This is a genomic window from Pseudarthrobacter sp. NPDC092202 (assembly GCF_044755505.1).
In the GTDB taxonomy this organism is placed as follows: Bacteria; Actinomycetota; Actinomycetes; order Actinomycetales; family Micrococcaceae; genus Arthrobacter.
The window spans coordinates 1-21,263 of the sequence record NZ_JBIVRG010000016.1 but is presented as its reverse complement, the minus strand read 5'-3'; the positions used below and the strand labels follow the sequence as shown (position 1 = coordinate 21,263).

Annotated in this window: 22 protein-coding genes and 1 pseudogene; 15 read left to right on the top strand and 8 right to left on the bottom strand. The window is 63.1% G+C overall.

The genetic code is table 11. The annotated features are described in order from the left end of the window. Nucleotides 1-51: 51 nt before the first annotated feature. The 6 genes from iolG (at nucleotide 52) to ACIQF4_RS18495 (ending at nucleotide 4,883) form a co-directional block, all read left to right on the top strand. On the top strand, nucleotides 52-1,065 hold the full coding sequence (gene iolG, locus ACIQF4_RS18520; protein ID WP_400517666.1) for an inositol 2-dehydrogenase: 1,014 nt from the start codon (nucleotides 52-54) through the stop codon (nucleotides 1,063-1,065). Nucleotides 1,066-1,197: 132 nt separating this feature from the next. After that, nucleotides 1,198-1,449: a hypothetical protein gene (locus ACIQF4_RS18515; protein ID WP_400517665.1), complete on the top strand. Its 252-nt coding sequence runs from the start codon at nucleotides 1,198-1,200 to the stop codon at nucleotides 1,447-1,449. 60 nt (nucleotides 1,450-1,509) lie between these two features. Then, the gene (locus tag ACIQF4_RS18510; RefSeq protein WP_400517664.1) at nucleotides 1,510-2,196 is read left to right on the top strand and encodes a substrate-binding domain-containing protein; all 687 of its coding nucleotides are present in this window, start codon (nucleotides 1,510-1,512) and stop codon (nucleotides 2,194-2,196) included. 109 nt (nucleotides 2,197-2,305) lie between these two features. Further along, nucleotides 2,306-3,517 (top strand): thiolase family protein, encoded by a 1,212-nt coding sequence (locus tag ACIQF4_RS18505; RefSeq protein WP_400517681.1) that lies wholly within the window; start codon nucleotides 2,306-2,308, stop codon nucleotides 3,515-3,517. Nucleotides 3,518-3,520: 3 nt separating this feature from the next. Then, a complete protein-coding gene (locus ACIQF4_RS18500; protein WP_400517663.1) occupies nucleotides 3,521-4,204 on the top strand; it encodes a 3-oxoacid CoA-transferase subunit A in 684 nt (227 codons plus the stop codon). 1 nt (nucleotide 4,205) lies between these two features. Next, a complete protein-coding gene (locus ACIQF4_RS18495; protein ID WP_400517662.1) occupies nucleotides 4,206-4,883 on the top strand; it encodes a 3-oxoacid CoA-transferase subunit B in 678 nt (225 codons plus the stop codon). Nucleotides 4,884-4,961: 78 nt separating this feature from the next. Here ACIQF4_RS18495 and ACIQF4_RS18490 read toward each other — a convergent pair whose 3' ends face one another. Continuing rightward, nucleotides 4,962-5,867 carry a LysR family transcriptional regulator gene (locus tag ACIQF4_RS18490; protein ID WP_400517661.1) on the bottom strand — a complete coding sequence of 302 codons (906 nt, stop codon included), beginning with the start codon at nucleotides 5,865-5,867 and terminating at the stop codon, nucleotides 4,962-4,964. A gap of 113 nt (nucleotides 5,868-5,980) precedes the next feature. Here ACIQF4_RS18490 and ACIQF4_RS18485 point away from each other — a divergent pair, with 113 nt between their 5' ends. The 4 genes from ACIQF4_RS18485 to ACIQF4_RS18470 are packed head-to-tail and all read left to right on the top strand — an operon-like array spanning nucleotide 5,981 to nucleotide 9,782. Continuing rightward, entirely contained in the window at nucleotides 5,981-6,370 is a 390-nt protein-coding gene (locus ACIQF4_RS18485; protein ID WP_400517660.1) for a cupin domain-containing protein, read from the top strand. Nucleotides 6,371-6,413: 43 nt separating this feature from the next. After that, on the top strand, nucleotides 6,414-7,763 hold the full coding sequence (locus ACIQF4_RS18480; protein ID WP_400517659.1) for an MFS transporter: 1,350 nt from the start codon (nucleotides 6,414-6,416) through the stop codon (nucleotides 7,761-7,763). 1 nt (nucleotide 7,764) lies between these two features. After that, a complete protein-coding gene (locus ACIQF4_RS18475) occupies nucleotides 7,765-8,793 on the top strand; it encodes a zinc-binding dehydrogenase (protein WP_400517658.1) in 1,029 nt (342 codons plus the stop codon). After that, nucleotides 8,790-9,782, top strand: a complete 993-nt coding sequence (locus ACIQF4_RS18470) for an aspartate/glutamate racemase family protein (RefSeq protein WP_400517657.1) — start codon at nucleotides 8,790-8,792, stop codon at nucleotides 9,780-9,782. Before ACIQF4_RS18475 ends, ACIQF4_RS18470 begins: the two co-directional genes overlap by 4 nt. Nucleotides 9,783-10,379: 597 nt before the next feature. Here ACIQF4_RS18470 and ACIQF4_RS18465 read toward each other — a convergent pair. From ACIQF4_RS18465 to ACIQF4_RS18445, 5 genes are all read right to left on the bottom strand, one after another. Then, complete coding sequence (locus ACIQF4_RS18465; protein WP_400517656.1) at nucleotides 10,380-10,703, bottom strand: carboxymuconolactone decarboxylase family protein; 324 nt, start codon at nucleotides 10,701-10,703, stop codon at nucleotides 10,380-10,382. Between the two features lie 66 nt (nucleotides 10,704-10,769). Further along, the gene (locus ACIQF4_RS18460) at nucleotides 10,770-11,474 is read right to left on the bottom strand and encodes a flavodoxin (RefSeq protein WP_400517655.1); all 705 of its coding nucleotides are present in this window, start codon (nucleotides 11,472-11,474) and stop codon (nucleotides 10,770-10,772) included. 11 nt (nucleotides 11,475-11,485) lie between these two features. Next, on the bottom strand, nucleotides 11,486-12,343 hold the full coding sequence (locus ACIQF4_RS18455) for an aldo/keto reductase (RefSeq protein ID WP_400517654.1): 858 nt from the start codon (nucleotides 12,341-12,343) through the stop codon (nucleotides 11,486-11,488). Beyond that, the gene (locus tag ACIQF4_RS18450) at nucleotides 12,340-12,783 is read right to left on the bottom strand and encodes a cupin domain-containing protein (protein ID WP_400517653.1); all 444 of its coding nucleotides are present in this window, start codon (nucleotides 12,781-12,783) and stop codon (nucleotides 12,340-12,342) included. The genes ACIQF4_RS18455 and ACIQF4_RS18450 overlap by 4 nt, the downstream gene beginning before the upstream one ends. A gap of 38 nt (nucleotides 12,784-12,821) precedes the next feature. Beyond that, complete coding sequence (locus tag ACIQF4_RS18445; protein ID WP_400517652.1) at nucleotides 12,822-14,198, bottom strand: MFS transporter; 1,377 nt, start codon at nucleotides 14,196-14,198, stop codon at nucleotides 12,822-12,824. Between the two features lie 133 nt (nucleotides 14,199-14,331). Here ACIQF4_RS18445 and ACIQF4_RS18440 point away from each other — a divergent pair, with 133 nt between their 5' ends. The 5 genes from ACIQF4_RS18440 (at nucleotide 14,332) to ACIQF4_RS18420 (ending at nucleotide 18,978) form a co-directional block, all read left to right on the top strand. Beyond that, a complete protein-coding gene (locus ACIQF4_RS18440) occupies nucleotides 14,332-15,231 on the top strand; it encodes a helix-turn-helix transcriptional regulator (protein WP_400517650.1) in 900 nt (299 codons plus the stop codon). Between the two features lie 120 nt (nucleotides 15,232-15,351). After that, entirely contained in the window at nucleotides 15,352-16,569 is a 1,218-nt protein-coding gene (locus ACIQF4_RS18435; RefSeq protein WP_400517649.1) for an aldo/keto reductase, read from the top strand. 111 nt (nucleotides 16,570-16,680) lie between these two features. After that, nucleotides 16,681-16,872, top strand: coding sequence for a hypothetical protein (locus ACIQF4_RS18430; RefSeq protein ID WP_400517648.1), 192 nt, complete (start codon nucleotides 16,681-16,683; stop codon nucleotides 16,870-16,872). A gap of 56 nt (nucleotides 16,873-16,928) precedes the next feature. Beyond that, nucleotides 16,929-18,149, top strand: coding sequence for an FAD-binding oxidoreductase (locus ACIQF4_RS18425; RefSeq protein ID WP_400517647.1), 1,221 nt, complete (start codon nucleotides 16,929-16,931; stop codon nucleotides 18,147-18,149). 136 nt (nucleotides 18,150-18,285) lie between these two features. After that, on the top strand, nucleotides 18,286-18,978 hold the full coding sequence (locus tag ACIQF4_RS18420; RefSeq protein WP_400580013.1) for a flavodoxin: 693 nt from the start codon (nucleotides 18,286-18,288) through the stop codon (nucleotides 18,976-18,978). A gap of 632 nt (nucleotides 18,979-19,610) precedes the next feature. Here ACIQF4_RS18420 and ACIQF4_RS18415 read toward each other — a convergent pair. Then, nucleotides 19,611-20,939 carry a flavin monoamine oxidase family protein gene (locus tag ACIQF4_RS18415; protein WP_400580011.1) on the bottom strand — a complete coding sequence of 443 codons (1,329 nt, stop codon included), beginning with the start codon at nucleotides 20,937-20,939 and terminating at the stop codon, nucleotides 19,611-19,613. Nucleotides 20,940-20,960: 21 nt separating this feature from the next. Further along, nucleotides 20,961-21,161: pseudogene (locus ACIQF4_RS18410) on the bottom strand (universal stress protein); the annotation flags it as partial. Nucleotides 21,162-21,263: the final 102 nt, after the last annotated feature.

Sequence of the window (21,263 nt, the reverse complement as noted above, 5' to 3'; positions counted from 1 at the left end):
CTCCGGCAACGCGACTAACCCACTTCCCCATTTCCTGAAAGGCCACACCCCATGTCCAACGACAAACGCCTGCGCCTGGCACTCTTCGGCTCGGGCCGCATCGGGCAGGTACACGCCCGCAACATTGCCGCCCACCCGGACATCGATCTCGTCCTGATCGCAGACCCGTTCATCGACGGGGCACGCCGACTGGCCGAAAGCACCGGCGCACGCGCCGTACAGGACCCCGAAGAAGTCTTCGCAGACACCAGCCTCGACGGCGTCATCATCGGCTCGCCCACCAGCACCCACGTGGACCTCATCTCCCGCTCAGTCGCCCACAACCTCGCCGTCCTGTGCGAAAAGCCCATCGACCTCGACATCGACAACGTCCTCGCATGCCGTGAGCAGATCAAGGACACCACCGTCCCGATCATGCTCGGATTCAACCGCCGCTTCGACCCGTCCTTCGCCGCGGTACGCACCCGGGTCGAAGCCGGAGAAATTGGCAAGCTCGAACAACTCACCATCACCAGCCGCGACCCCGAGCCTGCGCCGCGGGACTACCTCGCCGGATCTGGTGGCATCTTCAGGGACATGACCATCCACGATCTGGACATGGCCCGGTCGTTCATACCAGACATCGTCGAAGTGACCGCAGTGGCCTCAAATGTCTTCAGTAAGGAAATTGAAGAGCTCAACGACTTCGACTCCGCTGTCGTAACTTTGCGCGGCAGCAAGGGCGAGCTCATCACCATCACCAACTCCCGCCACTGCGCCTTCGGCTACGACCAGCGACTGGAAGCCTTCGGGGCCGGCGGCATGCTTTCGGCTGCCAACGTCGCACCGACCACTGTGCGCAAATCCGGGGCCACCGGGACAGAAGAAGCAGACGCCTACCTGCCCTTCTTCCTTGAACGCTATCCGCAGGCGTACTACGCAGAGCTGGACGCCTTCGCACACTCCATCCGCACCGGGGCACCTACATCACCAAACTTCGCTGACGGAGTCTCCGCGCTGGTTTTGGCTAACGCCGCAGCGGAATCTGCCATCACCGGCAAAACCGTGAGCGTCATCGACCTATAGCACCGCTGCTGGGGGCGCCTGATACAGACGCCCCCAGCAGAACGCGTGCATCCTTCAGTTCAATCGGCTTCTGGCTGCTCTCTACTGACGGCAAACGCTGCAGTTATGGCAGCCCCAGTTTCAAGGAGATCCATGGCATCGGGTAAGTGGGCATGGAGTGTCAGCGAAGGCGACGTCGTCGCATGGGCTGAAAAACGTCAACATCTGCACGGCACAGTCGTGGAAGCCGCTCCCGAAATCGGCGTCGTATGGATCATCGACAGCGTCTACAGGGAACGACGGATGGTGATGATGCAGGACCTTCTTCCCGCATCCCCCACTGGCCGCGGGTTCGCGGTGCCGTTAGCGCAGTTTCAGACCCGTCACGGGGCAATAGGTCAATGAGGACCAGGGGTCGTTCAACACCTCCCCACGAGAAGCACCACGAGAAAGAAACGAACCCCAGTGAAAGTCTTTAGTTCCCCGGCCGTCAAGAAGGCCCTTGATGAAGTCATTGATGTGTTCCACCAGGAAACGGGAGTTGGAGTTCAAGCTGTGTTCGAGCCCACGAGCCAGCTGCTTCGGCGCATAGAAGCCGGTGAGTCCTTCGACGTGATGGTTGCAGTCAGCAGCTCGTTCAAATCGCTGGGGCCCCTAGTCGATGGCAGCACCCTGACACCTGTTGCGCGCGCGGGCATTGGAGTCGCAGTCAATCACAACGCTCCTTCGCCCGACATATCCACAGCTGAATCCTTTATCAGGACCATCCGCAGCGCCAAGTCTGTTGCCTACTCAGGCACGGGAGCAAGCGGAGCCTACTTCGTGGCCCTCATGGAGAAGCTGGGTATCAGCGAAGAAGTTGGTTCCCATGCCACCGTGGTCCACAAGGGTTACGTTGCCGAAGCTGTCGTAGACGGAAGCGCCGATATAGCCATCCAGCAGCTCAGCGAGCTGCTGTTCGTACCTCAAGCGCACATCGTCGGCCCCCTGCCCGCAGAACTCCAGCACTACACAGAATTCTCCGCAGCCGTCGGCGCAAAAACCCCCACATCAGCCGAAGCAGAATCCTTTGTGTCATTCCTCGCTTCATCAGCAGCGCAAGCCAAGTACCTAGAAACGATGCTCGAACTGCCAACAGCTCCGGCCACATAGGCAAGCCCTTGCCCAGGCAATCAGCACCGGCGCTCATCAACGCAGAGCGAGAGTAACGGACGGCCGGCACTTCATCTTCTCCAGCATGACAACGAAACGAGACAACCCCATGAACCAGGCTTTTGTGTACGACGCCGTGCGCACCCCGTTCGGCAAGTTCGGCTCCGGCCTTGCCGCCGTCCGCCCGGATGACCTGGCCGCGCATGTGATCAGAGAGTCCGTGAAGCGCGCCCCCGGGCTGGATTCGGAGCGGATCGACGAGGTGGTGTTTGGCAACGCCAACGGCGCCGGCGAAGAGAACCGCAACATCGCCCGGATGGGCACGTTGCTGGCCGGGCTTCCGGTGTCCATCCCCGGCACCACAGTCAACCGCCTGTGCGGCTCGTCATTGGATGCGGCCATCATCGCCTCCCGCCAGATCAACGCCGGTGACGCGGACCTGGTGCTGGTGGGCGGGGCGGAATCGATGTCCCGGGCCCCGTGGGTGCTGCCGAAGACGGAGAAGCCCTACCCCGCCGGGGACATGACCCTGGCCTCCACCACGCTGGGCTGGCGGCTGGTGAACAAAGCCATGCCGAAGGAATGGACCATTTCCCTGGGCGAGGCCACCGAACGGCTGCGCGAGAAGTACGGCGTGACCCGGGAGCAGCAGGACCAGTTCGCCGCTGCCTCCCACAACCTGTCCGCCGCGGCGTGGGATGGGGGCTTCTATGACAACCTGGTGGCCCCGGTTCCCGGCACGGACCTGGTGCGGGACGAGGGCATCCGCCCCGGTTCCACGGCGGAGAAGCTCGCCGGGCTGAAGACCGTGTTCCGGACCGAGGACGGGACGGTCACCGCCGGGAACGCGTCGCCGCTGTCCGACGGCGCCTCCGCAGCCTGGGTGGGCTCCGAAGCTGCCGCCGGGCTGCTGGGCCTGCAGCCTCTCGCCCGGATCGCGGGCCGCGGCGCCCACGCGAACGACCCGCAGTACTTCGGCTACGCCCCCGTGGAGGCCGCGAACAAAGCCCTCGCGAAGGCGGGGATCGGCTGGGACCAGGTGGGCGCCGTCGAACTTAACGAAGCCTTCGCCGCGCAGTCCCTGGCCTGCATCAACGCCTGGGGCATCGACCCGACAATTGTGAACCGGCACGGCGGCGCCATCGCCATGGGCCACCCGCTCGGCGCCTCCGGAACCCGCATCCTCGGCACCCTCGCCCGTTCCCTGCAGGCCTCCGGCGAACGCTGGGGTGTCGCGGCGATCTGCATCGGCGTGGGCCAGGGGCTGGCCGTCGTGCTTGAGAACATGACCGCCACCGGCACCAACACAGGAAAGGCCTAAGCCATGCTGAACTTCGTAGATTCGGTCCAGGAGGCCGTGGCCGGGATCAAGGACGGTTCCACCGTGATGATCGGCGGGTTCGGCAATGCCGGGCAGCCGTTCGAACTGATTGACGCGCTGATGGACTGCGGCGCCACGGACCTGACCGTGGTGAACAACAACGCCGGCCAGGGCGACCAGGGCCTGGCGCTGCTGATCAAGGAAGGCCGGGTGCGGAAAATGATCTGTTCCTTCCCGCGCCAGTCCGACTCCTGGCACTTCGACTCCAGGTACAAGGCCGGGGAGATCGAGCTGGAGCTCGTCCCGCAGGGCAACCTGGCCGAACGCATCCGTGCCGCCGGTGCCGGGATCGGCGGGTTCTTTACGCCCACCGGGTACGGCACCATGCTCGCCGAGGGCAAGGAAACCAGGATCATCGACGGCCGCGGCCAGGTGTTTGAGACCCCCATCCACGCCGATGTTGCCCTGATCAAGGCGCTCAAGGCGGACGGCAAGGGCAACCTCGTCTACCGCAAGACCGCCCGCAACTTCGGCCCCATCATGGCCGCCGCCGCGAAGCACACCATCGTCCAGGTGTCCGAGGTTGTCCCCACCGGAAGCCTGGACCCGGAGAACATTGTCACCCCCGGAATTTACGTCAACAGCATTGTCCGCGTAGCCGGCAGCACGGCAGAGAAGGTGGCCTGAAATGAGCACCGCAACGTCCATTCAAACCTCGGAGACGGCCATGGGCCGGGACGACCTGGCCCGCCTGGTGGCCCGCGACATCGCCCCCGGATCCTTTGTGAACCTTGGCATCGGCCAGCCCACCCTGGTGTCCAACTACCTGACGGAAGAGCAGAACATCACGCTCCACACCGAGAACGGAATGCTCGGCATGGGACCGGAGGCCACGGGCGACGAGATCGACGGCGACCTGATCAACGCCGGCAAGATCCCCGTCACCGAGCTCCCCGGGGCGGCGTACTTCCACCATGCCGACTCCTTCGCTATCATGCGCGGCGGGCACCTGGACATCTGCGTGCTGGGAGCCTTCCAGGTTTCCGCTACCGGCGACCTTGCCAACTGGCACACCGGCGCTCCCGGCGCCATTCCCGCCGTCGGCGGTGCCATGGACCTGGCCACCGGCGCCAAGGACGTCTTCGTGATGATGACCCTGCTCACCCGCGAAGGTGCCTCCAAGATCGTTCAAGCCTGCACCTACCCGCTCACCGGCGTCGGCTGCGTCACCCGCGTGTACACCGACAAGGCCGTCTTCCTGACCGGACCCGACGGCGTTACCGTCCGTGAAACCTTCGGCTGCACCCTCGAAGAACTCCAGGAACTGGTCCCCGTCCCACTCAACACCACACCATCTATCGACTGATGTGACAAGGCAGCATGGCAAGTGCTTGATAATCGTCTGCGGACAGATCGGCGTCAACAGCGGGCTGGCTGTCCGGAGTTAGGATGGCCCCACGATTGCCCGCCCTCCCGCATAGGGGTCTTCCAAGGCCTCCGCGACGACGTCGAAAAATTCTCTTGTGAGGTCAGAGAACGTTGTTCTGGCGTACCCGTAGAGCCTGCGCTCAACCCGTGGCTCGAGCGACCTGATAAGCATCTTCACGTCTGCAGGGACGACGTTGCGCGGCACGAGGGTAATACCGAGTCCTGCTGCCGCCATGCGAATGGCCACATCCGTCTGGGCCGTGGAAACACTCCGGCTTGGTGCAATGCCGCTCTTCATAAACTGTGACTCCATGAGGATTGCGAGCCCGTGGTCCTCTTTGAAGGTCACCCATGGTTCGGCCGCCAGGCTGCCCAGTTCCACGGCCCCTTCATGCCCGGCGGCCAGGCGCGGCGGAACCACGAGGACGATCTCCTCCGTTCCCAGTTCCTGAACGTAGGGGAACGCGGCGCGCGGTTCCGGCCCGATGACGAAATCAAGATTTTTGGTGAGTGCCGCCGCCTCAAGCGCTTCGGCGCTCCGGTACTCATCCAGGACGACATCCACGTGTGGCCGTGACTGCGACAGCGCCGCGAGGGCTTGGGGGGCGATGCCAGCGGCGAGGGAGAGAATGGTCCCGAACGTGAGAACGCCCCCTCGTTCGGTCATGGCGGCACGCGTTTGGGTACGGGCCTCCTGCAGAGCGTCCAGGACCTTCCGAGCGTGCCGGTAAAGGACCCGCCCGGTTTGTGTCACGGTAACGCCGCGCGGATGCCGTTCGAACAGGGGGCCTCCGAGCTCCGCCTCTAGCAGGGCGATCTGGGACGACATCGAGGGAGCAGCCACGAAAAGCCGTTCCGCGGCCTCGCGCATTGATCCAGCATCCGCGATGGCCACAAAATACTCAAGCTGTCGGATCCGCACTGACCCTCCTGTAAGTCAAAAACTAACGCTAAAGGCGGAAAGTTGATAGTAGTCATTATGTGTTCAACATCATAGCTTTGAGGGGAACTGGTCAATCGACAGGAGAAGAACAAGTGACACCCCCGAGCACACTTTCCAGCAAGGTCATCGCCACAGATTACGAAGGGTGGACGCCGGAGCTGCGGCAGGAATTCGCGGACAACGCCCACAACACCAACGTTGGAACCCGTCTCTTGTCCCAGACCTCGACGATCAAGGTCTGGCATATCAGGGTTGCCCCGGGGGAACGAGTACCCGCCCACCGCCACGACAAGGACTATTTCTGGACGGCACTCCGGGCCGGACGGTCGAGGCAGCACAGCGAGGACGGCACCACCCGCGAGGCAACCTATGCGGAAGGGGATACCAAGCACTACGAGTTCCCCGGAGACGACTACATGATTCACGACCTGGAGAACACAGGCGACACCGAACTGGAATTCATCACGGTGGAACATCTCTGACGGTTAGCCGTCTGGTGTTGCATCCTTTAGAAAGGCATTGTCAATGACGACACGTCCACACGCCCCGCAGCGCACGGGGAGCTCCAACCTCCGGGTCCTGGGCGCAACAACGGTAGGCACGGCCCTGGAGTGGTTCGACTTTGCGCTCTACGGGGCACTGGCCGGCGTGGTGTTCCCCCACGTCTTCTTCCCTAATTCGACGCCGGCCGTCGCCGTCGTCCAGTCCTTCGCCACCTTCGGCGTCGGTTTCTTGGCCCGCCCCCTCGGAGCGGCCTGGTTCTCAAGAATCGCCGACCGTAGCGGGCGCAAGCGGGCGATGGTCCTGTCGCTGACGATGATGGGCGTCGTTTCCCTCCTAATCGCCTGCTTGCCCGGATACAACACGATCGGTGTGTGGGCACCGGCGCTACTGGTCGCCCTTCGCTTCCTTCAGGGCTTCTGCCTTGGTGGCGAAGCCAGCTCCGCCCAGATCATGGCACTCGAATACGCCGGCAACATGCGTCGCGGTTTCTACGGGGCGATGGTCAACTTCGGCAATCCGGTGGGGCAGGTGCTCGTGGCACTGTTCCTGATCGCAGCCGGGGCAACCATGGGCGATGAAGCATTGCAAAGCTGGGGATGGCGGCTACCGTTCGTCGCCGGCGCCCTCATCGCCGTCGTCGGCTATTTCATTCGACGCAAGGTCGAGGAATCTCCCGTGTTCCTCGAGGCGCGGGAGATTGGAGCCCAATCCGCGACGCCCATCCGTGAGGTATTCCGGTCCCACCGCCCGACCATCATCAAGCTCATTCTGGTCTGGTTGCCGAACACCGCGCTGAGCTACATCGTGAGCACCTATGCGATCTCCTACATCGTGACCAACCTTGGTATGAGCAGCACATTGACCTTTTCCTTGGTACTTGGCCTGAACCTATGCGGCCTGGTCCTGATCCCGCTAGGCGGCTTCATCTCCGACAAGATCGGGCGCAAGAAGCTGCTGTCCTTCAGTATGCCCGCCTCCCTGCTGGGCACAATCGCGCTGTTCCCACTGCTGGACACCAAGTCGGTGCCACTGATGTTCCTAGCAATGCTGCTCTCCCAAGGCGCGCAGTTCATTTCCGTAGGCGCCATGGCAGCCTTCTTCGCCGAACCGTTCCCGACCTCCGTCCGGTACACCGGCCACGCCTCGGTCTACACCATCAACAACCTGATCGCAGGGTCCTCCGCACCCTTCGCCGCCGCACTGCTGCTGAGCACCACCGGAACGACCTGGAGCATCATCGCGGTGGTCGGCACGATGTTCATCATCGCCTTCATCGCCCTCTCCCGGCTGCCCGAGACCCGCTGGGACAACTTTGAAACCAACCACGGCGTCGACATCACGACGCCCGCTACAACGGCAGGAGCCAAATAACGTGGAAGCTGTAGGAAAGACACGGCCGGAGCCGGGCCTCACCAGGTTCGACGCTCAGATGCCCACCCCGGGCCCCGGCCAGGTGCTGATCGAAGTCGAATCCGCCTCCGTCTGCGGCACTGACTACGGACTGGCGGACTGGACAGAGTCTGCTGCCGTGTGGGGCAGCCAGCTTCCGCTGATCATGGGCCACGAGTACTGCGGTCGGATCATCGAGGTGGGCCCCGGCGTGACGACCCGGAGCGTCGGACAGCGCGTGGCCGGCGAATCACACGCTTCCTGCGGGAAATGCACGGCATGCCAGCGAGACGCCCGGCACAACTGCCTCAAGCTCTGGATCCCGGGCGTCTCACACAACGGCGCTTTCGCCTCGCACGTGGCCGTCCCGGAATCGGCCTGTTTCCCCCTCGATGACCGAATCGGTGAGGAAGCGGTCCTATTCGAGTCCGCCGGCGTTGCCATCCACGCTATCCAGCAGGCTGGGGACGTCGCCGGCCGCACCTGCCTCATCACCGGGGCAGGACCGGTAGGACTGTTCCTGGTCAGCGCCCTCAAGGCAATGGGCGCCGGGCAGATTGCGGTCCTGGAGCCGAACCGGCTGCGCCGTGATCGGGCCGGTAGCCTCGGCGCCGCCACCTTCGACGTGCATCAAAATGACGACCTCGTCGCTTTCTGCAAGGAACAGTCCGCGATGAACGGCGCGGACATCGGCTTCGAGGTTTCCGGGGCGGCCTCCGCCTACGGCACCCTATTCGGTGCACTGGGGCTCGAATCGACTCTGGTATCCGTCGGGCACGCCTCGCAGCCGGTCCAAGTCAATATTTCCCGCGACGTCAACCTCCGGGTCCTGAACTGGAAGGGCGTCTACGGGCGGCGCATTTGGAGTTCCTGGGAGCTGCTGCAGGAGCTTGTGCTCGACGGGCGGATGGACCTGGCCAGCTTCCTCGAGGGCGAATTTCACATCTCGGACCTACCGACCAGCCTGGACGAGATCAAATCCCTTCCGGGCAAGGTCCTGGTCCGCCCATGAGTACCGCAACCAAGGTGCAAAAAGTCGTACTAATCCACACCACCCCCGTCGCGGAGGAAATCTTCCGCGACGCGGGGGCGCATTTCCCCACTCTCGAAGTCGAGCACCGCACCGAGACCCCGCTTTTCGACCTTGCAACCAGCACACCCGGGTTAGAGTTCGACCGCTGCGTCCTGGAACTGTGCCGGCGGGTGGACGAGGCGGCAGCCGGCGGGGCGGAGGCAGTCCTAGTAACCTGTTCGACGCTGGGTGCGGCAAGCGACGTGGTGAACGCCATCAGTTCAATTCCGGTGGTCCGCATCGACAGGCCGATGGCCGTCGAAGCGGTCCGCTACGGCGGCTCCATCGGGCTGATCGCCACGCAGGAGTCCAACTTCGCCTCAAGCGTACAGATCCTAAAGGACGCCGCCCGGGAAGCCGGAAAGGAGGGGATCGAGATCAAGAAGGCGCTTCGTACCGAAGCCTTCGACGCGCTGACGAACAACGACCGAGCTTTCCACGACCAGCTTATCGGGGAACTCATCGACGAACTGGCAACCGAGGTCGACGTCGTGGTCCTAGCCCAAGCCTCCATGGCGAGTGCCGCTTCGCGACCAGCGTCCGTGCCGGTGCTGACGAGCCCGGCAGCCGCCCTGAGATCCCTGGGTGAAGCGGTCGACTCCCTGGCGAAGCCCTCGGCGCCTATCACGACGCCGGCCCTCGACCAGCTACGCATCTACACGATCCGCGAGGGGCTGATGGAGATGTGGCTGGAGTACTTCCACCGCGTCATCGTTCCACTCCACGAAGCGGTCGGCATTCCCGTAGCCGGACCATGGCGGAACACGGCGGACGAGAACGAGTTCGTCTGGATCAGGTCCTTCAGCGGAGACCGGCCGGTGGAAGAGCAGGAGAACAGGTTCTTCAATTCCCCAGCTCGCGTAGCCCTGGGGGATGTACGCGAACGCTACGTCGAAGACCTGACCGTCAGAGTGCTCACAAAATCGTGAACACGCACGACCAATCGGGTCGTTATCTCATCCACTTCTACTCGTACCACTCGAAGGCCGATAACGGATATTCGGTCAAGTAGCTATCGGGTAATGCCAGGAAGCAGGCGCCGTGTGAGGGTTCCCCGCACGCCTTGCCGTTAAAGTTTCTCGGAGGTCGCATCGCCCTAAAGCAGCCTTGGCAGGGTTGCGGGGGAGCGCGGGCAACTTGCGGGCGCCGGTCTGGCGTCAGAATAGCGCGAAATTCGGCATTGTTGACGGTGGCTCATGATGTTCTCAGATCCCACCCTGACAGTTGGAGGGGCAGGAAACCGGGCTGCGGTAGCCCGAGAACTATCAAAATAGTCCGATTAATCGGGTCTTGATGAAAGCCGCTTAGCGAAGGGGCGGGCGATGTCACCTCATTGGTTCGTCAGGTGTCTGAGAACCAGACCGGAGCTCTACCAACGGGCAAGTCTTCCCACCTCAGGCGCCCCGACGTCAGGTTGGAGTGTGGTTCAGCCGGGCATACTCGCTGCGGAAAACTTGTCACCACCGGTGTCGTGAGTGCATACCGGTGGCTAATCTGCCTTGCCGCAGCGGGGAAAGGGCAGCCGCTTAAGCTTCTGCGAAAACTTCTTTGGCGATTGCGATCGTTGACATGGCTTTGGGCCAGCCAGCGTAAAAGGCCAGATGGATGATCGTTTCTTTGAGTTCAGTTTCGGTCAGTCCGTTGGCACGCGCCCGGGCGAGGTGCCCGCGGAGCTGGTCGGTGCTGCCACTGGTAATGAGACTCGCGACGGTAATGAGGCTGCGGTCCCGTGCGGTCAGCTCCTCCCGCTCCCAGATGTCGCCGAAGAGGACACCGTCGGTGAGTTCGACAAGTTTAGGGGCGAAATCACCTATGAGTTGCTGGGCGCGGGTCTGGGGTGAATCGGACATGGTGATGGGTTCCTTTCCGGGGATGAAGCTTTGCGAACCAGAGTGCCGGGCAGGCTGCCGGTGTCGTTAGGCTCCTGGCAAGAGCGCGGTACGGCGCAGCCAGGCCTGGACGTCTGCTCCGGCGTCGCGGACTTCCTCCCCTTTCACTGCAAGGCCTTCGCCGATGGTGGCGCCTTGGCAGGAGTTCGCATAGTCCCTGGCCGTTGTGCCGAGCCCGCTCATGGCGTGGGTGGTGACGGGGAGGATGGTTTTGCCGGTGAAGTCGTAGCTGTCGGTGAAGGTGGTCATGATCATTGGTGCCCGGACGTTCCAGATGCCGTTGGCCAGGAGCACGGTGTCGTACTGGTCGATGTTCGCCAGCGGATTGGCGATCGCGGGGCGAGCGTCCTGGTTCTGTTCGCGGACGTTACGGGCCACGGTGGCGTCGTAACTGTCCGGGTAGGGGTCAGCGGCGTCGATGCGGTGGACGTCGCAGGGGATCAAGGCGCTGATCAGGCCGGCGAGGACTTCGGTGTTGCCAACGTCGAGGTTTGTCCGGCCGCCGTAATAGTAGTTTTCGCCGGCGCGGGAAAAGTAAGCCAGCAGGATCCGCCCGCGGGCCTGTCCGGGGCCGGCAGTGTCAGGGGAGGGGCTCGCGTCCGGTGATGGCGCGGTGCCTGTTCCTTCTGGTGTGCAGGCTGTTGCGGCTGCAGTCAGCAGGGCGCCGGTCAGGCCGGCGGCCGCCCCGCGCAGGGCGGCCCTCCGGCTGACGTTCGATAGTTTGTTCCTCATGGGTCCCGGGTTCAGTTGTACCGGCGGGCGCCCAGCCAGCTGACCATGGCGGGGTCGCGGTGGTCGAAGAACAGGCTGGCGCCGGTGTCCAGCGTGGCGATCTGTTTCATCTGTTCGTCGCTGAGGGTGAAGCCGAAGACGTCAAGGTTCTGGGCCATGCGCTCGGGGCGGACCGATTTGGGGATGACGACGACCTCACGCTGGATGAGCCAGCGCAGCACCACCTGGGCGACGGACTTGCCGTAGGCGTCCGCGATGGCGCTGAGCACAGGGTCGGTGAAGAGGTTGTTTTTACCTTCGGCGAACGGCCCCCAGGATTCGATTTGCACGCCGCGGTCGCGCATCAGTTCCTGGTCGGCGGTGCGCTGGTGGAACGGGTGGGTCTCGATCTGGTTTACGGCCGGAACGATTTCGTTGTGCTCGATGAGGTCCACGAGCCGGTCCGGATGGAAGTTCGAGACACCGATGGCCCGGGTGAGGCCTTCCTTATAGAGGTCCTGCATGGCGCGCCACTTGCTGTAGTAGTCCCCGAGCGGCTGGTGGATCAGGTAGAGATCCAGGTAATCCAGACCAAGCCGGGTCAGTGAGTTCTGGAAGGAGAGCTTGCTGTCGTCGTAGACGCTGCCCGCGGGGGCGTGCTGGATCCAGAGCTTGGTGGTGATGAAGAGTTCTTCCCGGGGGATGCCGCTGGCTTTGATGGCAGCACCGACTGCTTCTTCGTTGCCGTAGGACGCTGCCGTGTCCAGGTGGCGGTAGCCGGTGGCCAGGGCCGCTTCGACGGCTGCCTGGGTTTCCTCTTCGGGGATCTGGAAGACACCGAAGCCCAGGATGGGCATTTCGACGTCGTTGTTGAGGGTGACATTTTTCATGACGTTTCCTTCGCATTGTTGGTGGGGGCAAGAGGGTGGGTTCTTGAGTGGGCAGCCTGGAAGTCGTACTCGGCAACGGGTTCGAGCCACGTCGCGGTTTGTCCGTGGTCGTGTTCGACCAGGGCAAGGTGGCACATCAGGCTGTCGCGTGTGGCGCCGTGCCAGTGTTCCTCCCCGGGCGGGGTATGCACTGTGTCCCCGGGCCTCATGAGGATGACGTTCCCGTCACGGGTGGCCACTAATCCCATGCCGTCGGTGCAGTGCAGTGTCTGCCCCAGCGGATGGGAGTGCCAATGGGTTCGGGCTCCGGGAGTGAACCGGACCATGGCGGACACCAGCCGTGAGGGCTCCTCACCGGCGTGCAGGGTGTTCAGGTACACGTCGCCGGTAAATTTCCCGGCGGGCCCCTTGGAGGTAGGGCCGGGAATTGCCAGATGCATGACTGCTCCTTTCTTCGTCGTCAGGTTGTCTGCCCGGGTTAGTGCGGGGCTTGTTGTCGTCGGCGCTGCAGTGCCAGGGACACCGCGACCAGGATGACGAGCACAACGGCGGTGGCGCCGAGGCTGGTGCGCAGGCCGGTAATGAATTCCCCGCTGGCGAGCACGGCGCCGAAGATGGCTACGCCGAGGGAGCCGCCGACCTGCCGGGCGGTGTTGACCACGCCGCTGGCCGTGCCGGCCCGTTCCGCGGGAACGTTATCCAGCACCTGGGCAATGATGGGCGGGACGGTGAAGGAGCCACCGACACCGACCGGGACCATGAGGGCTGCGACGAAAAGGACGGGCGCATCCGCCGGCAGCAGGCACAGTCCGGCGAGGCCGGCGACCATGATCAGCTGGCCCGTGGCGATCATGGCGACATGCCCGTACCTGGTCATGAGACGCGCCACCCAGGGGTTAAGGATCGCCACCAGGGCTGTCATGGGGAGGAACAGCAGTCCGGTTTCCAGGGCAGAGGAGCCGCGTTCCTGCTGGAAGTAGAGGCTTTGAACGAACACGACGCCGTAGAACGCCGCCATCGTGACGACGGCAATGACCAGGGCCATGGAAACGGCGGGGGCCCGGAACAGGTCAAGCGGGATCATCGGGTGCCGGCCCCTTGCCTGGACCACGATGAACGCGGCGACGGACACCACGCCGAGGGCGAACATGACCAGGATTGCCGGGTTTCTATAACCGGCCTCGGCGCCCTCGATGATGCCGTAGGTCAGGGCGGCCAGTGCGGCCACGGCGCTGATCTGCCCGGCCCAGTCGAACGGTGCCGGGCGTCGGGGCGAGGGTGCGACGCGGGACAGCACGGCCAGCGCGGCCGCCCCGACGGGCAGGTTGACGAAGAAGATGAGCCGCCAGTCAATCTGCGTGAGCAGGCCGCCGAGGACTGGACCGGCGGCGGCGGCGACGGAGCCGCCCAATCCCCAGTAGACGATGGCGCGGCCACGGGCCGCGGCGTCGTGGTAGGCCTCCCGGATCAGGGCCAGGGACGCCGGGGTGATCATGGCCGCTCCGATGCCCTGCAGGATTCGTCCGCAGATGAGTGCCGGCAGGGTGGGACTGAACGCACAGGCAGCGGAGGCTACAACGAAGACGACCATGCCCAGCCCATAGGCCCGCCGGGCGCCGGTCCCGTCGGAGAACGTCCCGGCAAAGAGTTGGAGGGCAGAAAACATCAGGGTGTAGCCGGTAACCACCCACTGCAGCCCGGACAGGCCGCCGCCGAGGTCGTTCCGGATTGCCGGGAGTGCGACGTTGACGATCTGGGCGTCCAGGGCCACAACAAAGAAGCCAAGCATCGCAACGGCCAGGGAAGCCCGAGGCCGCGCTGCAACCGCCGGGGTGCTGACGGCAGAGACAGGCATGGTGTCCTTTCAAAGGCAGGAAAGCGGATCTGATTCCATGGAACCAGCCTCTTTCAAGGTGTGGGAGGACCTGTCGTGAGGTGTACTGCCAGTTCCTGTTAGGTTGTGCCGGGCCCGTCGTAGCGTTGAGTTCATGGACAACAGCAAAGACGTCCGCGAGTTCCTGATCAGCCGGAGGTCGCGCATCACCCCGACTCAGGCAGGGTTGCCCTCCTATGGTGGTACGCGGCGGGTAGCTGGACTCAAACGCGAGGAAGTAGCCATGCTCGCCGGCGTCAGCACCGAGTACTACGCACGCCTCGAACGGGGCAACCTCCGGGGAGTATCCGAGTCGGTCCTTGACTCCATTGCGCGTACTCTTCAACTCGATGAGGCCGAACGTGCCCACCTCTTTGACCTGGCCAGAGCAGCAGCCCCGTCAACGGCGCGGGGCACGCGTCGGGTGCGGGCAAGCGTCCGCCCGAGCATTGAACGGATTTTGGCCGGGATGACCGGAACGCCTGCGTATATCCGGAACGCCCGGATGGAGATCGTGGCCGCGAATCCCGTGTGCTTCGCCCTGTACACAAACATCCTCAGCCCGGATGTGCTGCCGCTGAACCTCGCACGGTTCATGTTCCTGGACCCGCGGGCGCAGGACTTTTTCGTCGAATGGGAGACCCTTGCTGACGATTTCACGGCGGCGCTCCGGGCAGAAGTCGGCAGGCATCCTAATGATCGGTATCTCAATGCGCTCATCGGTGACCTCGCTACCGGAAGCAAAGAATTTGCGGTCCGTTGGGCCAGGCACAATGTTCGCTTCCACCGCACGGCACGCAAGACCCTCAACTGTCCTCTGGTGGGTGAAATCGAACTGACCGGTGACGCCTTCGACCTCCCCGGCGAGGACCTGACCCTCATCGCCTACACCGCCGAGCCGGGCAGCCACGCCCAGGAACAACTGGACTTCCTCACAAGCTGGAGCATCACCCAGCAAGCGCCCGGCAGAGTCACCTCCAGCGACACGGCCCCCCGCAACGACCAGCACAGCTGAATAACCCCCACACAGATTCCTACAAACTCCACGTAGCTGGACGGCGAAACCACTGCCGGTCCAAGGAACTTTTGCTGCCAAAAGTAAGACAAACCAACCCAGATAATGAGGACAAAACCTATGCGCAGTGACGACAGCACGCCCACCCGCAACTCGATTGACCTTCGTCGCCGTGGCTTCCTCAAGGGCGGTGCCGCCCTCGCATCCATTCCGCTGGTGGCAGGGCTGGCCGCCTGCACACCGGGCTCAGAAACGCCACAGTCTGCGGGCAGCGCAACCGACGCCCCATCCGGTTCCGGTGCAGTAACGGCAGCAACGACCGCAACTGGCCGCCGGACGCTCGGATCGCTGGAGGTTTCCAGTCTTGGGCTGGGCACCCAGACCATGCCGGGAAACCTGTACGGCCCTGTCAGCAGCCGCGAAGACATGGTTGGTCTGATCCGCACGGCCGCCGAGCAGGGCGTGACCTTCTTCGACACCGCCGAAGCATATGGGCCTTTCGAGTCCGAACGCATCCTCGGTGAGGCCATCGAGCCTGTCCGTGACCGTGTAGTGATCGCGTCAAAGTTCGGCTGGGCCATCGACCCGGCCACCGGAGAACGAACGGGAGGGCTCAACAGCCGCCCCGAGAGCATCCGTCAAGCCGTCGACGGCATGCTGCAGCGCCTCAGGACAGACCGCATCGACCTCATGTACCAGCACAGAGTGGACCCCAACGTCCCGATTGAGGATGTCGCAGGCACTGTGAGGGACCTGATCGCAGAAGGCAAGGTGCTCCATTTCGGTCTTTCGGAGCCCGGACCGGAAACGATCCGCAGGGCCCACGCGGTTCAGCCCCTCACCGCAATACAAAACGAGTACTCCATGCTCTGGCGGGAACCGGAGGAGCAGATCCTGCCACTGTGCGAAGAACTCGGCATCGGGTTTGTGCCGTGGGCGCCCCTGGGCATGGGATTCACCGCCGGAGCCATCACCCCCTCTACCCGGTTCGCGGAAAATGACTTCCGCGTCTTCGTCCCCCGCAACGCGCCCGAAGCACTCGTTGCGAACATGCCGCTGCTGCATCTGCTGCAGGATTGGGCTGTCCGAAAAGGCTCCACCCCGGCTCAGATCTCCCTTGCCTGGCTGATGGCTCAGCGGGAATGGATTGTGCCGATACCCAGCACGACAAGGTTGCCTCACGTGCTGGAGAACCTCGGTGCGGAAGAAGTTCAGTTCAGCAGCGGCGAACTCCAGGAATTGAACAACGCCGTCGCTGACATCACCATCCAGGGCGACCGGCTCCCGGCGCCGGCCCTGGCGATGACCGGAGTCGAAGCACCCGCCAGAACAAGCTGACGCTACATCGAACCGCAGCGGACACCAGAGGGAACCCCGGACCGGTGACGCTGCGGCCGGCTGGGCGGTATGCCTCATATCCTGCCTCACCGCTAAAGGGAAAGAATCCATATGACTCGTAAGTACAAGTTGGTCGTCCTGCTTGCCGTTGCCGCCCTGGCCATGACGGCGCTCACCTTAGTGAACTGGCAGGCCTCTCAGGACCGTGGCCCGCGCAGGCCGGCAGTTTCAGCCCCCGGCGTCACGCCGGACGCCGGGTCGCGGGTAGGCATGTCCGGCCGGGACCGCTGGACGGTGTCGTAGTGATGGTTCGTAGGTTGTTGTTTTGGTCCGCCGCGGTGGTCTTTCCTCTGCCGCTGGTGCTTACTTATTCCTTCCAGTCCTCGGATCCGTGGCGCCTGAAGTATTACATCCTGCTCGGGCTCATTGCCTACACGTGGTGGCTGTTGTCCATCGTGCTCAGCGTCAGGCCACCATGGCTGGACCGGCTCGTGGGACTGCCGGCTATCTATGGGCTGCACGGCATGCTTGGCGTGCTGGCCATTGTCGCGGCATATATCCACAGTGAGAACGGCTACGCACCTAACCGTGTGGCCCGGTTCCTTGGGGACTGGGCGTTCTACGGCGCCGTCACGACCCTGTGCTTTGCGGTGTTCTTCCTGAGCGGGTGGCTGGTCGACAGGTCCATGCTCCTGCTGAAGCTCAAACGCTTCCTGGAGCTCGTCTTCCGTCACCAGCTTTCGGTCTGGATCCACCGGCTCAACCTCGTCATCGTTGCGATGATCTGGCTGCACGCCCATCTGCTCGAACGAGTGAGCCAGCACTTCGTTTTCATGACCCTCTTCGACCTGTACACGGTGACGGCGCTGGGCATCTATGCCTGGAAGAAGTGGATCGCGCCCGAGAACTACCTGCTCGGCACCGTGCAAAGCAATGACGCCCGGGGCGAAACAACCCGCCGCGTATCAATAGCGCTCGATGACGAAGCGGCAAAACTCCAGCCAGGGGACTTCTTCTTCCTCAGCTTCGAGGGCTCCGCAGCCGTCAACCGGGAATGGCACCCCTTCTCCGTGACCGACGACGACCGCAAGACGCTGACCTTCACGATCCGCCAACACGGCAACTTCACCCGCCGGCTCGGCAACCTCGAAACCGGCACCCGCGTACGGCTCGAAGGTCCCTTTGGCCGGTTCGATTCGATCGTCCAGGACCAGGACTCCGATGCCCCGCTGGTCCTGATCGGGATGGGCGCCGGCGTGGCACCCCTGTTGAGCCTTACCGCGGCCCACCACCCAAGCCGGAAGATCCACCTGCTGTGGTCCGTACGGCGCAAAGAAGACATCTACTACCGCGACAAACTTGAGGAGTACCGGGCAGCGTCCGGGGGGCGCCTGCAGGTCTCCACCCGCATCGGGCGCTTCCGCAAGGACGACCTGACCGCCGCACTGCCCGCCGAGGCCGTGGCGAAGGGCGCGTTCTTCATCGTCGGCCCCAACATCGCGGTCCTCTCCACCCAGCGCCTGCTTCGACGGGCCGGCGTAGCCGCACGCCGGATCCATCAGGAACGACTCACGATGTAGACCGCGCCGACCCACCGCTGAAAGGGGAACTGCCAGTACACCTTTCAGCAGTTCCTTTCAGCCGGTTGTGTTTCCTGTTTGGCTCGTAAGGGACGAATGCGAAAACCCGCCACCTTAGCCACGAAAGCGACATGACATGACAGACACAGGACGCCGCGCATTTCTAGGGTTGCTCGGGGCAGCAGCGACCGGAATCGGCATCGCCGCCTGCACCCCCGGAGGAGGGCAAAACAATGGCGGCTCAAATTCTTCAGGATCCGGACCCTCGCTGTCATTGGACGGTCCGCGCACCCTTGTCAGCTACTTTTCGATGCCGGAAACCGATGACCCGAACGCCATGACCGAAGACGAGGAGAACAGCACCCATGTCGTCGATGGCACAGTCCTCGGCAACACGCAGTACGTCGCCCAGCTCATCCAGGCCCGCCTCGGGGCCGAGATCTTCCGCATCCAAACCGCCGAGCCGATGCCGCTCGAACACGACGTGCTCATCGAACAGTCCATTCGGGAACAGGAAGAAAGCGCACGGCCCGAACTCAAAGCGCTCATCCCGGACCTTAGTGCTTTTGACACCGTTTTCATCGGTTACCCGATTTGGAACTACTTACTGCCCTCGCCGGTGGATACCTTCCTTGACCAGCATGATTTCAACGGCAAAAACATCGTGCTGTTCAGCACCCATGGCGGAAACGGGCTGGCAGACACGGTCGAAACCATCACCGAAAGGCTTGCCGGCTCAAGCGTGAACCAGGACGGGTTCACCATTTCAAGGGACGACATGGACCAGGCGGAATCCCAAGTGGGTTCCTGGCTCGACGGCCTCGCCTAGAAGCCCTGCGTTTCGGGCAAAGCGGAGCAGCGGTGGCTAACGCAGCCCCATTCTCGGGGCACTCCACCTCCTGTTTTCGCAGCCGAACTATTTTTGCCGGAGCTTCATGCGAGTAGGGCCACCGAAAACCACGACGGTTCCCTTACGGCCTGAGTAGCGGAACCCCGGCCAAGAGCGGTAGACCGGAGTTCCGTGTCCAAAAAGTACACCCCACTCTTGAAGTTCGCTAGGAATGTCACCGACAACTAAAGCAGCCCAACCAAACAAGGGGCGCCAAGGGCCGATGTCGCCCCGCTGCCAGCAGGCCCAGCCAAAGAGCTGAGGATGGATACTCGGCCAACCTGACGGGGCTCAGAGAAGCTAGCTCCGGTGACCCTGCTCCGTCCACAGTTGGGGTCAATTCGGGTTATCCACGGCTGGAGGCCGGGAGCCGTTGGGGTAGCTCCCATTTCAGCAGTAGCGGTGGATAACCCATGGGAATTGTCCCCAGGTGTGGGCGGCGGCGTGACCGAGCTTCTCAGTGAACTTACGTCTAAGTCTCATTTTTCTGCGACCCGAGCAGAGATGCCCTGCGTCAGGGTGGGATGTACCCCAGCTCGTTGCGGGTGTACGTAATTGCCTGATCAGTGCAACTAGTTGGAAGGCTTCAGGGAAGCAACTATCAGGGACGCGACGCGTTCCGCTTCTGAATATGCACCGTGCGTCCCGGCGGTCTCCGAAGTGTAGTCGCCGGCGAAGTGCAGCGATCCGATCGAACGCTGAAGCTCCGGAAGGGCTTCTGCCCGCTCGGGACTGAGCAACGCGAAGCAGTGTTGCCAGGTTTGGGCGTGGACACCGAGGACCCGGCCGCGAAGCTGGGGTGCCACCGTGTACACGTCCTCCATCCACTGCGCGACGCGCTGCTCGTCGTCAGCGAACCCTGGCAGGTAGCCCGAGGAATTTCCATAGCAGGTGAACTGAACAATGTCCGGGGCGGAGGTCTTGTCCGTCCCGCCCGGGACAGGGTTGATAATGGCGTCGAAAGGCATGCCGACGGTCACGATGAAGGACCAGTCCTTGAACTCAGGGAGTCCTTTGATATCGGCAACAATGTTCAGCGTGGTGCTGCCGGGGCTGGCGACCTTACTAAGCGCAGTCTTCTTCCACTCAGGCAGGTTCCTGGCGACGTCCGGGACCACCGGCGCAGGAACTGCCAGGACCACGTGCTTTGCCGTCAGCTTCGCCTCGCCACCCTCGCCCGTAACCGCCACCTCGTAGACGCCCTCTTCCTCGAGCAGGGTCACATCTGTCACCAGGGTGTTGCGGCGGACGGTGTGTTCGGGGAAGCGTTTCAGGATGGCGCGTGGAATGGCCTGCATTCCTTCCAGGGCGAACAGGCGGTTGTTCTTTTCCCGTGCCAGGTAGCTGGCGAAATAGCGCAGCGCATACTTAGCCGACAGATTGGCAGGATCGCCTACGGCGCCTCCGCGGATAGCGGTGGCAATGATGTTCCGGACTGCCGGCTGCAGGTCGGCGATCCGGTCAGCCACTGTTTCACCGGAAAGTTTGTCGAGCCCGGCAACGGAAGTCCGGTTAGTGACGTAGTCCTGGTACTCGGTGAGCGAGGTGTCGATGAATTTGAGCAGCTCCGTCTTTTCGGACTCTGTGAGATTTAGTCCGGCCACCACGTCCTCGTTGGTTTCGGCCACGACGGTCTTACCGTTGACGTGGATCCCGTACGTCTCGGGGTGGAAGGGCACAGTCTCGATGCCCAGTTCGTTGACAAGTTCTTCTGATTTTGTTCCCTTGTAAACGAACATCGCACCGGAGTTCGCCGACGTTCCGGCCAGTTTGACGGTATGTGACCGGCCGCCGATGTCCTGGCCTGATTCCAGGATGAGGATGTCCAGGCCGGTGTCCTTCAGATAGTATGCAGTCCCGAGTCCTGCGGCGCCGGCTCCGACAATCATCACGTCATGCACTGTGGGCTCCTTGAAATGTCGTTAGTCGGCGTCGTAGGTGTTGGCGATGTAGACATCGCAGGGCGCGCTGTGTGCCACGCTGTTGGCCACGCTGCCCAGGACGCGTCCGATGCCCCGCATTCTGCGGTTGCCCACCACGATGACGCGGGCTTCCTTGCTGATCGCTTCCCTGATGAGAGCGTCCGCTGGCCTCCCGGCAGCTGCGGAGTGGGTGATTTTGATGTTCCCGCCTAAGCCTCGATCCACCGATGAGCTTGGGTGACAAGCGGGTGCCGTGACGCAGAAATGCCCCTCTGATCAGGAAGAATAGTGATTGTCTAGACC